This window comes from Kitasatospora sp. NPDC127035, from assembly GCF_042726075.1.
GTDB lineage: Bacteria > Actinomycetota > Actinomycetes > Streptomycetales > Streptomycetaceae > Kitasatospora.
The window spans coordinates 54,227-67,125 of the sequence record NZ_JBHXDN010000023.1; the positions used below are offsets into that span (position 1 = coordinate 54,227).

Here is a 12,899-nt window from a genome sequence, read left to right on the forward strand (position 1 = left end):
GCCCGACCGATGCGAACCTTCCTCCTCAAGCGGCTGCCCTCCGGGCTGCTCGTCCTGCTCCTCGCCTCCTTCCTCGTCTTCCTCATCCTCCGCCTCATCCCCGGCGACCCGGCCACCACCCTGGCCGGACCGGACGCCGGACCCCAGGCCGTCGCCGCCATCCGCGCCCAACTCGGCCTGGACGAACCGCTCGTCGGCCAGTACCTGACCTGGATCGGCAACCTGCTGAGCGGCGATCTCGGGCCCAGCTACGCGATCGGCGGCCAGGTCTCCGACCTGATCGGCAACGGCATCGCCGCCACCGTCCAACTCACCCTCGGCGCCCTCCTCCTGGTCGTCCTGCTGGCCCTGCCGCTGGGTGTCCTGGGCGCCACCGCCCGCCGCCGGCCGGTCGCCGCCGCCGTCCACGCCTTCACCACCGCCGTCCTGGCCGTCCCGCCGTTCGTCACCGGCGTGCTGCTGGTGCTGCTGTTCGCGGTCACCCTCGGCCTGCTGCCCGCCGGCGGCCACGAGTCGTTCCTCGACGCCCCCGACCTCGCCCTCCAGTACCTGCTGATGCCGGCCGTCTGCCTCGCGCTGCCGAGCGCCGCCGTCCTCGCCCGCTACCTCAAGGACGGCATCGAACGGGCCCTCGCCGAGGACTACGTCCGCACCGCCACCGCCGTCGGCGTCTCCCGGCGCCGCATCGTCTGGCTGCACGCCCTGCCCAACGCGCTGCCCTCCGCCGTCACCGTGCTCGGCCTCCAGGTCGGCCACCTCGTCGCCGGCGCGGTGCTGGTGGAGCGGATCTTCGCCTGGCCCGGACTCGGCCAGCTGATCGAGCAGGGCGTCATCCGCCGCGACTACCCCGTCGTGCAGGACCTCCTGCTGCTGATCGTCGCCGTCTACGTCGCCGTCCAGCTGCTCACCGACCTGGCGTACGCCTGGCTGGACCCCCGGATCCGGTGGGAGTAACCGATGACCGCCCTGACCGCCCCCGCCCCGTCACCGACCGCCCCGGCCCCACCGCCGGCGCGGCGCCGCAACCGCTACCTCGCCGGGCTGCTCACCGGACGCGGCCTGACCGGCCTCGCCCTGGTCGGCGTGGTCGCCCTCGCCGGCCTGCTCGCCCCGCTGCTCACCGACCTCGACCCGAACGCGCAGAGCGCCCTCGCCCTCGCCGGGCCGAGCGCCGAGCACCCGTTCGGCACCGACGACCTGGGACGGGACCTCTTCAGCCGGGTCCTGCACGGCATCACCACCGACCTGGCGCTGACCTTCGGCGCCGTCCCGGTCGGCGCGCTGCTGGGCTGCTCGCTCGCCCTGCTCGCCGCCTCCCACCGGTGGGCGGACGTCGCCGTCCAGCGCTCCTTCGACCTGGTGCTCGCCTTCCCCGGCATCATCCTGGCGCTCGCCGTCACCGCCGTGCTCGGGCCGGGCCGCTGGCCGGTGTTCATCGTCATCGCGCTCGCCGAGATCCCCGGCTTCGGGCGGCAGCTGCGCTCCGGCATCCTGGTCCAGCGGGAGCGCGAGTACGCGCTCGCCGCGCGGGTCGGCGGCGCCACCCGGCGGCGGGTGCTGCTGCGGCACGTCGTGCCCAACGCGGTCGACCCGCTGATCGTGCAGACCGCCGTCGCCCTCTCCATCGGCGTCTTCATCGAGGGTGCGATGAGCTTCCTCGGGCTCGGCGTCCGCCCGCCGGAGCCGACCCTCGGCTCCATCCTCAGCCAGTCCGTCGGCTACCTCTCCACCCATCCGACCTTCGCGGCGGCCCCGCTGGCCGCCACCACCGCGCTGGTGCTCGGCTTCACGCTGATCGCCGAGGCCCTGAACCGGGGGATCCGCCGATGAGCAGCCCTGTCCGGGACACCCGCGTCGTGCCCGGCGCCACCGACGCCCACCCGGGCGACGCGGGGCCCACCGACGCCACCGACGCCACCGACGCCACCGGGAGCACCGGAGCCGCCGGAACCACCGCCGGTTCCCCCGCTTCCGCCGCCCGCACCGTCCTCCGGGTCCGCGACCTGACGGTCACCTTCGGCCCCGGCCCCGGCGCCGGAACCGCCGGCGCGGTGACCGCCGTCGACGGGGTCGGCTTCGAGCTGGCCGCCGGGGACACCCTCGGCCTGGTCGGCGAGTCCGGCTCCGGCAAGTCCACCACCGCGCTGGCACTGCTGCGGATGCTGCCGGCCGGCGGCCGGATCACCGGCGGCTCGGTCGAGCTGGCCGGGCAGGACCTCGCCGCCCTGCCCGAACCGGCCCTGCGCGCGCTGCGCGGCCGGCGGATCGCGATGATCTTCCAGGACCCGATGTCCTCGCTCAACCCGGTACTCACCGTCGGCCGCCAGCTCGACGAGGCACTGCGCGCCCACGGCACCGCAGGCCGGGCCGAACGATCCACCCGGGCAGTCGAGTTGCTGGACCTGGTCGGCATCCCCGGTGCCGCCGACCGACTGCGCGACCACCCGCACCAGTTCTCCGGCGGCCAGCGCCAGCGCATCATGATCGCCCTCGCGCTCGCCAACGACGCCGAGGTCCTGGTCGCCGACGAGCCCACCACCGCACTCGACCCGACCGTCCAGCAGCAGATCCTCCGCCTGCTCACCCGGATCAACCGGGAGACCGGCACCGCGCTGGTGGTGATCAGCCACGACCTCGGGGTCATCGCCCAGACCTGCCGCCGGCTGCTGGTGATGCGGCACGGCCGGGTGGTGGAGTCCGGGGAGACGTCCGACGTCCTGGGCGCACCGCAACACCCGTACACCAAGCAGCTGCTGGCCGCCGTCCCGAGGCTCGACGCGCCCTCCGGGGCCGCCGCCAACAGCACCCCCGGCGCCGAGCCGCTCCTCGCCGTCAGCGGCCTGCGCAAGACGTACGGCTCCCGCAGGCGCGCCGTCACCGCCCTGGACGGCGTGGACCTGGTGCTGCACCCCGGCGAGACCCTCGGCCTGGTCGGCGAGTCCGGCTCCGGCAAGTCCACGCTGGCCCGCGCCCTGGTCCAGGTGCACGCGCCGAGCGGGGGCGAGATCCGGTTCCGGGGCCAGGAGTTCGGGCGCGGCGGCGAGCGGGCCGCCAGGCGTGAACTCCAGATGGTGTTCCAGGACCCGTACGCGTCGCTCAACCCGCGGATGACCGCCGGGCAGATCGTCGCCGAACCGCTGATCGCCCACAGCTACGGCGACCGGGCCGCGCGCGAGAAGCGGGTGACCGAACTGCTGGAGCAGGTCGGCCTCGACCCGGCCACCGCCGACCGCCACCCGCGCGCCTTCTCCGGAGGGCAGCGTCAACGCATCGGCATCGCGCGGGCGTTGGCCCCCGAACCCAGCGTGCTGATCTGCGACGAACCGGTCTCCGCGCTGGACGTCTCGGTCCAGGCCCAGGTGATCGAGCTGCTCGCCCGGCTCCAGCGCGAACTCGGCCTCGCCATCCTCTTCATCGCCCACGACCTCGCCGTGGTCCGCCAGGTGAGCCACCGGATCGCCGTGATGCACCGGGGCCGGATCGTCGAGACCGGACCGGCCGACCGCGTCGTCACCGCGCCGCAGCACCCCTACACCACCGAACTCCTCTCCGCCGTACCGCAGCTGGCGGCGCCGGCCCCCCTCACCGCCCGGAGCACCGCATGAGCAGCACGTCCGACCACCGACCCGCGGACACCACAGACACGACGGACACCGCGGACGCCACGGGCCCCGACGCCGCCGACCCCCACCACCGGGACCCGTACGCGGGCTTCCCCGGCACCGTCGGCCGCACCTTCCGCGAGTCCACCGCCGCCTGGCCCGACCGGGTCCGCCCCCGCGAGGGCGCGCCCAACATCGTCGTCGTCCTCGTCGACGACATGGGCTACAGCGACATCGGCCCGTTCGGCGCCGAGATCCCCACCCCCACCCTGGACGCCCTGGCCGAGAGCGGCGTCAAGCTGGCCAACTACCACACCATGCCGCTCTGCTCGCCCGCCCGCGCCGCCCTGCTCACGGGCCTCAACCCGCACCGGGTCGGCTACTCCTTCGTCGCCAACGCCGACCCCGGCTTCCCCGGCTACGGCATGGAGGTGGCCGGCGACATCCCCACCCTCGCCGAACTGCTGCACGACGCCGGCTACGCCACCTACGCCGTCGGCAAGTGGCACCTCACCCGGGACTCCGCCTCCAACGCCGCCGACAACCGCGCCAACTGGCCGCTTCAGAAGGGCTTCGACCAGTACTACGGCGTCCTCGAAGGGCTCACCAGCCTCTTCCACCCGCACCAACTCGTCCGCGACAACAGCCCGTTGGACATCGACGAGCTGCCGGAAGGCTACTACTACACCGACGACATCACCGACCGGGCCATCTCCATGGTCACCTCGCTGCGCGCCCACGACGCCGACAAGCCGTTCTTCCTCTACCTCGCCCACAACGCCGTGCACGGCCCGCTCCAGGCCAAGCCCGAGGACCTCGCCCGGCACCGGGGCCGCTACGACGAGGGCTGGGACGAGCTGCGCACCGCCCGGTTCGCCCGCCAGCTCGCCGCCGGCCACTTCCCGCCCGGCACCGAACTGCCCGACCGCAACTCCGAGGCCGGGTACGAGGTCGGCCCGTGGAACGAACTCACCGAGGTCCAGCAGACGTTGTACGCCCGCTACATGGAGGTGTACGCGGCGATGGTCGACAACGTCGACCAGAACCTCGGGCGACTCCTCGGCACCCTGGCCGAACTCGGCGAACTCGACAACACCATCGTGGTGTTCACCTCCGACAACGGCGGCACCGGCGAGGGCGGCGCCGAGGGCACCCGCAGCTACTTCAGCCGCTTCGTCCACCACCCGAACCTGCCGGCGGACTGGAACCCCGACGTCCGGCGCGAGATCGACCTGATCGGCGGCCCGCAGTCGCTGGTCCACTACCCGCGCGGCTGGGGCATGGCCTCCAACACGCCGTTCCGCCTCTACAAGGGCCAGACCCACGCGGGCGGCGTCCGCGTCCCGTTCGTCCTCTCCTGGCCCGCCGGCCTGCCCCGCGCCGACGGCGACAGCGGCGTCCGACCGCAGTACCAGTACGTCACCGACATCCTCCCCACCCTGCTCGAACTCGCCGGCGTGGAACGCCCGTCGGACCGCACCGGCCGTCCCGTCCAGTCCCTCGACGGCATCAGCTTCGCCCCCGTCCTGCGGGAGGCGGCCGCCGACTCCACCCACCACGAGCAGTACTGCGAGATGACCGGCAACCGCAGCTACTACCGCGACGGCTGGAAGCTCGTCACCCTGCACCGCCCCGGCACCCCCTACGACGACGGCGAGTGGGCGCTCCACGACCTGCGCACCGACCCGACCGAGATCCACGACGTCGCCGACCGCCACCCGGACGTGGTCAAGGAACTCGCCGCCGCCTGGGAGACCGCCGCCCGGCGCAACGGCGTCTTCCCGCTCGCCGACGGCAGCGGCGCCCTCGCCCTGCGGCACCCCGACGACGCCCGCCTCCGCCGCCCGGTCCGACTGCTCGCCGGCACCCCCGAACTGGAGCGCTACCGCTCCTCCCGGCTGATCTCCTTCCGCTCCTTCGCGATCGAGGTCGAGCTGGACCGCCACGGCCCCGACGACCAGGGCGTGCTCGTCTCCCACGGCGACCAGGGCGGCGGCTACAGCCTCTACGTCGAGGACGGCCGGCTGCGCCTCGCCTACAACCAGTACGGCGACCTCACCGAGGCCGACGCCGGCCCGCTCGCCCCCGGCGCCCGGCTGGTCACCGTCGAGGCCACCGCCGTCGCCGACCTCAGGTGGGAGTTCCGCGTCCTCGTCGACGGGGTGGAGACCGGCCGGCTCGGCCCGGTCCACCAGCTCATCGGCATGGCCCCGTTCCAGGGCATCAGCGTCGGCGTCGACCGCAAGTCCCCCGTCTCCTGGCCGCTGTACGAGCGCCACCGCTCGTTCCGGTACAGCGGGGGCCTGCGCGCCGTCACCTACCTGCCCGGCGAGCCCGCCCCGTACGACCCGGAGACCGTCGCCGGGGCACTGCGGGAGGCGGCCGCCGCCTTCGAGTAGCCCCGCGTTACCCTCGTCCGGCCAGCAACTTCTTGAGGGGGACCAGTGATCGGCGAACTCCTGCCCGCGTCCGTCGTCGTCGAGACGGCCTACGACGACCCGGCCGAGGCCCGGCTCGAACCGGCCGAGGCCGAGGTCGTCGCCCGCGCCGTCGACTCCCGCCGCCGCGAGTTCACCACCGTCCGTCACTGCGCCCGCCTGGCCCTCGGCCGGCTCGGCGTCCCGTACCGCCCGCTGGTCCCCGGCCTGCGCGGCGCGCCGAGCTGGCCCGACGGCGTCATCGGCTCCCTCACCCACTGCGCCGGCTTCCGCGCCGCCGCGGTGGCCAGGGCCGGTGACGTCGTCTCCGTCGGCATCGACGCCGAACCCGCCCTGCCGCTGCCCGAGGGCGTCCTCGACGCCATCGCCCTGCCCGCCGAGCAGCGCCGCAACACGGCCCTCACCGCCGCCCACCCCGACGTCCCCTGGGACCGCATCCTGTTCAGCGCCAAGGAGTCGGTCTACAAGACCTGGTTCCCCCTCACCCACCGCTTCCTCGACTTCTCCGAGGCCGAGCTCACCCTCCGCCCCGACGGCACCTTCGACGCCACCCTCCTCGTCCCCTCCCCGCTCCCCACCCTCGCGGGCCGCTGGCGCGTCGACCGGGGCCTCCTCGCCACCGCCATCACCGTCCTGCCGGAGGCGTAGGCGGGGCCCCGCCCCGGCGCCTCTGGCAGGATGGCGCGGACCGTCCCGTCCCGAACAGAGGTACCCGTGAGCAGCGAGTGGACCGTCCATGGCAGCCGCACCGTCTACTCCAGCCCCTGGGTGGAACTCGACCTGGTGGACGTCGAGCCGGAGGGGATGCCCCGCTACGAGCACCACCTGGTGAAGTGGGCGCCGGTCGCGGCAGCCGTCGTCCTGAACGAGCGCGACGAGGTCCTGATGATCTGGCGCCACCGGTTCACCACGGACGCCTGGGGCTGGGAGGTCCCCTGCGGCATCGTCGAGCCCGGCGAGAGCCCCGAGGCCGCCGCCGTCCGGGAGGCCGAGGAGGAGACCGGGTGGCGGCCGGCCTCGGTGGAGCCCCTCGGCTACACCCATCCCGTCGGCGGGATGAGCAACGCCCGGCACCACGTCTTCCTCGCCCGCGGCGCCGTCCGCACCGGGCCGCCCGTCGACACCCACGAGGCGGACCGGATCGAGTGGATCCCGCTCGACCGCGTCCAGGGGATGATCGACCGTCGCGAGATCGTCGCCGGCGTCGCCCTCGTCGGCCTCCTCCAACTCCTCGCCCGCCCCACCCCCCGCTGACCCCGGGCCGGCCGGCTCCGGCCGGCTCCGGCCGACTCCGCCGGAGCAACCCGGCGCACCCGGGCCGCCGAGCGAACCGGGGCCCGGGTGGGGCCTCGGGCTCATGCTCCCGGGACACGGACGGGACGACTGTGGAGGTAGTCGCCCGCACCCCCAGGGCGGGCCCGTCCGATGTCGAGGCGTTACGATGAGTACACAGCCAACTACCGACGCGCCCGCGGTCGCCGTCACCGTGCACCCTGCCCGACGGGGCGGCGGTGAGCTCGGCAAACCGCTGGCCCACGGGATCCTGACCAGCGCGGAGACCGTGCTGGTGCCGGATCCTCCCGAGACACTCGCCAGTCCCTGGAAGAGATACCTCGTGCGAATATCCCGGTCACCCGGAGACGGGAAGGACTCCCAGGTCGTGCTGTCCGGCGGGCTGAGCCTGTCCGCGGTCAACGGGGACGGGATCACCGCGGCGGCGGCCGTGCTCACCCTGGTCAGCCCTTCGCGGTTCGGCGTCCACGCCGAACGGGTCTCGCCGGCCCGCCTCGCCGAGAGCCTCGTCCGCCACCACGGCGACCAGTGGGCGGTCTACGCCGAGCTCGGCTTCGGCGTGGTGCGCCCGGAGGGACTCGCCCCGCCGGAGAAGTGGTGGCTCGACGCCCTCACCGCCGACGGCGGCGTCTCCTCCGGCGCCGAGGAGTACGAGGAGAGGACATGCTGCAGCAGCCGCACGTGCTCACCCTGCACCTGACCGGACCGTGGGCACGATGACCACGCCGCAGGACCGGACGGGGGACGTCCGGGGCGTGCGCTCCGTCCGGCTGCAGGACGCCGCGCTGGCGCTCGTCGCCCTGTTCCCGGAACTGTTCTACTTCGGCACCCTGATCGTCCCCTCCACGACGTGGGAGCAGCGGCTGTGGATGCTGCTGCTCGCCGCCGCCGAGGGGGCGGCGCTGGTCCTGCGCCGCCGCCGCCCGGTGGTCACGTTCGGCGCCGTGTGGGTGATCGCCACCGGCGCCAACCTGCTCTCGATCGCCCACGTCTTCGACTACACGCCGTGCTTCGGCCTGCTGATCGCCCTCTACACCGTCTCCGAGCAGTGCCGGCGGTCCGTCGCCCTGCCCGCGCTCGCCCTCGCCTTCGTGCCGCTCTCGCTGGCGATCTACTCCACCGTGGCCTTCTACGGCGGATCGTCCACGCTCCCGGTGCTGGTCGCGAACATCGCCTTCTACCTGCCGATCACCCTCGCGGTCTGGTGGCTCGCCCGGTGGAGCCGGGCGGCGAGGAGGGCTGCGGAGCGTCAACAGCAGGAGGTCGCCGAGGCCCGCCGGCGGGTCACCCAGGAACGGGTGCGGATCGCCCGGGAGCTGCACGACATCGTCGCCAACGCCGTCGCGGTGATGGTGATGCGGGCCGAGACGGCCCGGGTCACGGCGTTCGAGGACCCGGCGCGCGGTGAGGCCTTCGAGCACATCGAGGACCTCGGGAGGTCCACGATGGCCGAGCTCCGGCACATGCTGCGGCTGCTCCGCACCTCGGAGACCCCGGCCGAGGAGGGCAACACCCACGGCCTGGGGGACCTGGACCGGCTCCTGGCGGACATCCGCAGGGCCGGCGTCCAGATCTCCCTGGAGACGCGGGGTACGCCGCTGCGGATCGACGACAGCGTCGGCCAGACCGCCTACCGCCTCGTCCAGGAGGCGGCCACCAACATCACCAAGCACGCCGGACCGGGCACCCGGGCGGTCGTGCGGATCACCTGGGACGAGTCGCTGATCATCGAGGTCGTCGACGACGGCGCCGGGCGGCCCCCGGGCGCGCAGCGGGAGCTGTCGACCGGGCACGGGCTGCTCGGGCTGCGCGAGCGGGTCGCCCTCTTCGGCGGCCTGCTGAGTGCGGCCCCGTACGGTCCGGGCTTCCGGGTGGCCGCGGCCCTCCCGGTCTCCACCGCCCGCGCCACCGGGGCGGCGGCCGTCGGCGAGAGCCGACCGGCCTGAGCACGCCGGATCTCGACACCCCGAGCGCGAAACCTCACGCACCGGACGACAGCAGCGCCCCGGTGGAGGCGCGCGCCCGGCCCTTCCTCACACGCGTACGAGCGGTTCGAACCGCCGACATCCGCCGTGTCAGAGCAGCGCTCGGTGGAATCAGTGGAAGGCGTCGGAGAGGCGGGTGAAGGTCCGGCCAGTGGCGAGGAGGGTGGGGAGGGCGGTGGCGAGGCCGCGGGCGGTGCCGGCGGCGGGGTGGTTCATGTGGGCGATGACGATGGCGCCGGGCGGGGCGTCGAGGAGTTCGCGGTGGACCTGGGTGGCGGTGAGGGTGGCTCCGCCGTCCGCGTTGGTGGTGAAGCCCGCGACGGGCTGGGCGAGGTCGGCGGCGATGCGGGTGGCGACGTCGTCGTAGTGGGCGGTGCCCGCGCGGAAGTAGCGGGGTGGCCGGCCGAGCAGCGCGGTGAGCTTTTCGAGGTTCCCGGAGATCTCGTCGTAGACCTCGCCCGCGTCGCCGGTGCCGAGGATGCCGTAGGCGGAGCGGCCGGTGACGGACAGGGGGCGGTGGGCGGTGCCGTGGTTGGCGATCTCGAAGAGGGGGTCGGCGGCGAGGTCCTCGAAGGTCGCCGGGTTGGCGTCGATCCAGCGGGCGTTGAGGAAGAGGGTGGCGGGAACGTCGTGGGTGCGGAGGGTCTCGATCAGCCCGGCGTCGTAGCCGGAGCCGCCGGGTCCGCCGCAGGCATCGAAGGTGAGGGCGATGGCGCGCTCGCCGTCGGGGAGCGCGCTCAGGACGCCGGGGACGTCGAGGCCCCAGTCGGTGGGGGCGGCCTCGGCGTAGCGGGTGGTGACGGTGGTGCGGGTGGGGAGCGGGACGGGGATGGCTGCCGGGGCGGAGGTGGGAGCGGGCGTGGGGGCGACCGTGGGCGTCTCTGCGGGCGCGGATGCGGGCGAGGGCGCGGGCGTGGGGGTGGGTGAGGCGGTCGGTGGAGGGGTGGGAGGGCCGGGCGGGGTCGGCGGACGCGCGGTGGAGGGCCGGCACGCGGCCAGCGCGCTGCCGGCCGCGACCGCCAGGAGGGTCCGCCGGCTGAGTGACATGGGGAGCCTCCCGGGCTGTCTGATGTTCAGATGATCCACGTCCCATGAAGAGACTGATCGTCAGTCCGCGCAACCCGGGCGACCTTCACGGGGCTGCCGCGTGAACGTGAGGTCCGGCTCACCCGTGGTTCACCGGGGCGGGCGGGAGCGCGGGTAGGAGGCGGAAAACGTCCCGGGCGAGTCGGAGGATCTGATGGCGGACGATGTGCACGGCGAGAAGGGGTTACTGGGCCGGCGCGGGCTGCTCGCGGCCGGGGCGGCCGGCGCGGCCGGGGCACTCGGTGCGGCGGGTGCCGGCGCCGCCCGCGCGGAGGAGGGAACGCCCGGAGCTGCGGACCGGACGATCACGCTCACCGGACGGCTGCCGACCGGAGCCCCCGACTTCGTCTACCTGCCGTTCGACGTGCCGGCGGGGGTCCGGGAGGTCGCCGTCACCTACCGGTACGACAAGCCGACCGTTCCAGCCGGCACTCCGGGGAACTCCTGCGACATCGGGCTCTTCGACGAGCGCGGCACGGACCTCGGCGGGCGCGGCTTCCGCGGCTGGTCGGGCGGGTTCCGGACGGAGTTCTCGGTGAGCCGCGAGCAGGCGACCCCCGGCTACCTGCCGGGACCGGTCCGGCCCGGGCGCTGGCACGTCGTGCTCGGCCCGTACCAGGTGGCACCCCAGGGGCTGGAGTACCGGGTCGACGTGACCCTCCGCTCCGGGGCGCCGGGGGGCGTCTTCACCCCCTCGTACCCGCCGGAGCGGGCGCGGGGGCGCGGGCGCGCCTGGTACCGGGGCGACTGCCACCTGCACACCGTGCACTCCGACGGACGGCGGCTGCCCGCCGAGGTGGCGGCCGGTGCCCGGGCCGCCGGGCTGGACTTCCTCGTCTCCACCGACCACAACACCACCTCCGCCCACGGTGTCTGGGGTCCGCTCGCCGGGCCGGACCTGCTGATCATGCTCGGCGAGGAGGTCACCACCAGGAACGGCCACTGGCTGGCCCTGGGTCTGCAACCGGGCCAGTTCGTCGACTGGCGGTACCGCTCCCGCGACGAGGCGTTCCCCCGCTTCGCCCGGCAGGTGCGGCGGCAGGGCGGCCTCGTGGTGCCGGCGCACCCGTTCTGCCCGTACGTCGCCTGCCAGTGGAAGTTCGGGTACGAGGACGCCGACGCCGTCGAGGTGTGGAACGGCCCGTGGACGTACGACGACGAGTCGGCGGTGGACGGCTGGGACGCCCGGCTGGCGGTGGCGCTGCGGCAGGGCCGGTCCTGGCTTCCCGCGGTCGGCAACAGCGACGCGCACAGCGCGCCGCAGGTGATCGGCTCGCCCCACACGGTCGTCCTGGCCGAGGACCTGACCCGGGACGACGTCCTCGACGGGATCCGGTCCGGGCGCAGCTGGCTGGCCGAATCGGCAACCGTCCAGTTGGAGTTCACCGCCACGGGGAACGGCCGGCAGGCGGGCATCGGCGAGGAGCTGACCGTCCCGGCGGACGCGCCGGTGGACGTCCGGCTCGCGGTCGCGGGAGTGCCGAACGGCACGGTGCGGTTCCTGACCGACGAGGGCCAGCTGCACCAGGAGTCGTTGCCGGCCGACGGCGCGGGCACGGTGGTCTGGCGGACGACGGCCTCGCTGGCGGCGTTCGTCCGGGCGGAGGTCCGGCGCCCCAGGGCCGACGGGACCCCGGGGAAGGGCAATTCCATGGGGCCGGACCTGCCGTGGGGCCCGATGGCGGCGCTGACCAACCCGATCGTCCTTCAGGTGGCGGAGTAGCGCGAAGGGCCCCGGAGGCGAGGTCCGGAAGGGCAGGCGTGAGGAGCGCGGGGAGGACCGGCGGGAGGTATCGGGAGGGGGAGGACTCGGGGCCGCGCGGTGGACTAGGTTGATCTCCGACAGCAGTCACTCGTGGGGACGAGGCGGTCGGCTGTCCGCTTTGCCGGGTTCGGCCCGCCTGTGTTCCGCGTCGGGCCGGCCCGCGCGCTCCGGCCGTCCCGCCCCGGCTCCCCGTCCTTCCCCGCCCGTGAAGGGATCAGCAGCTGTGAACCGTACGACCGTAGGTGGGCCCGAGCTCGGAGGCGGACGGGGAGCGGGCAGCGTGGTCGTCCTCTCCGACCCGGCCGCCGGGGCCGGGATCGGTGCGGTCGCCCCGCTGGTCGCGGACGCGCTGTACCCGAGCGTCCACCTGCGCGCGGAGGACTTCCAGCGGGCGGTCCGGCAGGGGTACGTCGCGCCGCACCTGCCGGAGGCCCGGCGGCAGAACGTGACCGCACTCGCGGCGGCCGCGCAGGCCGCCTTCGCCTTCGCCTCGGGCGGCTACCAGGTGGTGGTGGAGGGCTCGGTCGCGCCGACGGCGCTGGACTCCTTCCGCCGGGAGAGCCGGGCGACGGGGGCGGCGCTGCACTACGTGGTGCTGAACGGGGGCGCGAGCGCGCACCGGAGCGAGGGTGGCAGGGGGACGGCGGAGGAGACGGCCGGAGCCGTGCTGGCCGGCCTGCGGCGGGGGGCCTACCTCCTCGGGTGGTGACCCCCCGGGGTCCCCGGGGTC

The 12,899-nt window shown here is 74.5% G+C and carries 11 protein-coding genes; 10 read left to right on the top strand and 1 reads right to left on the bottom strand.

All coding sequences use genetic code 11. The features are described 5' to 3' along the window. The first annotated feature begins 9 nt into the window (after positions 1 to 9). The 8 genes from ACFWIC_RS18210 (at position 10) to ACFWIC_RS18245 (ending at position 9,279) form a co-directional block, all read left to right on the top strand. Positions 10 to 954 carry an ABC transporter permease gene (locus ACFWIC_RS18210; RefSeq protein WP_329880916.1) on the top strand — a complete coding sequence of 315 codons (945 nt, stop codon included), beginning with the start codon at positions 10 to 12 and terminating at the stop codon, positions 952 to 954. Positions 955 to 957: 3 nt separating this feature from the next. Further along, positions 958 to 1,830 carry an ABC transporter permease gene (locus ACFWIC_RS18215; RefSeq protein ID WP_329880915.1) on the top strand — a complete coding sequence of 291 codons (873 nt, stop codon included), beginning with the start codon at positions 958 to 960 and terminating at the stop codon, positions 1,828 to 1,830. Next, the gene (locus ACFWIC_RS18220) at positions 1,827 to 3,605 is read left to right on the top strand and encodes an ABC transporter ATP-binding protein (RefSeq protein WP_380519382.1); all 1,779 of its coding nucleotides are present in this window, start codon (positions 1,827 to 1,829) and stop codon (positions 3,603 to 3,605) included. Before ACFWIC_RS18215 ends, ACFWIC_RS18220 begins: the two co-directional genes overlap by 4 nt. Then, positions 3,602 to 6,001, top strand: a complete 2,400-nt coding sequence (locus ACFWIC_RS18225; RefSeq protein WP_380519383.1) for an arylsulfatase — start codon at positions 3,602 to 3,604, stop codon at positions 5,999 to 6,001. The genes ACFWIC_RS18220 and ACFWIC_RS18225 overlap by 4 nt, the downstream gene beginning before the upstream one ends. A 45-nt stretch (positions 6,002 to 6,046) precedes the next feature. Continuing rightward, entirely contained in the window at positions 6,047 to 6,688 is a 642-nt protein-coding gene (locus ACFWIC_RS18230; RefSeq protein WP_329880909.1) for a 4'-phosphopantetheinyl transferase superfamily protein, read from the top strand. Between the two features lie 66 nt (positions 6,689 to 6,754). Further along, positions 6,755 to 7,294: an NUDIX hydrolase gene (locus tag ACFWIC_RS18235; protein WP_329950065.1), complete on the top strand. Its 540-nt coding sequence runs from the start codon at positions 6,755 to 6,757 to the stop codon at positions 7,292 to 7,294. A 187-nt stretch (positions 7,295 to 7,481) separates the two neighbouring features. Next, complete coding sequence (locus ACFWIC_RS18240) at positions 7,482 to 8,033, top strand: hypothetical protein (protein ID WP_380519384.1); 552 nt, start codon at positions 7,482 to 7,484, stop codon at positions 8,031 to 8,033. A gap of 16 nt (positions 8,034 to 8,049) precedes the next feature. Further along, positions 8,050 to 9,279 (top strand): sensor histidine kinase, encoded by a 1,230-nt coding sequence (locus ACFWIC_RS18245; protein ID WP_380519386.1) that lies wholly within the window; start codon positions 8,050 to 8,052, stop codon positions 9,277 to 9,279. Between the two features lie 150 nt (positions 9,280 to 9,429). Here ACFWIC_RS18245 and ACFWIC_RS18250 read toward each other — a convergent pair whose 3' ends face one another. Next, positions 9,430 to 10,365 (bottom strand): polysaccharide deacetylase family protein, encoded by a 936-nt coding sequence (locus tag ACFWIC_RS18250; protein WP_380519387.1) that lies wholly within the window; start codon positions 10,363 to 10,365, stop codon positions 9,430 to 9,432. Between the two features lie 193 nt (positions 10,366 to 10,558). On the opposite strand from ACFWIC_RS18250, the gene ACFWIC_RS18255 reads away from it, so the two are divergent. Together ACFWIC_RS18255 and ACFWIC_RS18260 are read left to right on the top strand one after the other, a co-directional pair. Further along, positions 10,559 to 12,127 carry a CehA/McbA family metallohydrolase gene (locus ACFWIC_RS18255; RefSeq protein WP_329951979.1) on the top strand — a complete coding sequence of 523 codons (1,569 nt, stop codon included), beginning with the start codon at positions 10,559 to 10,561 and terminating at the stop codon, positions 12,125 to 12,127. A gap of 265 nt (positions 12,128 to 12,392) precedes the next feature. Then, entirely contained in the window at positions 12,393 to 12,878 is a 486-nt protein-coding gene (locus ACFWIC_RS18260) for a hypothetical protein (protein WP_329880898.1), read from the top strand. Positions 12,879 to 12,899 lie beyond the last annotated feature (21 nt).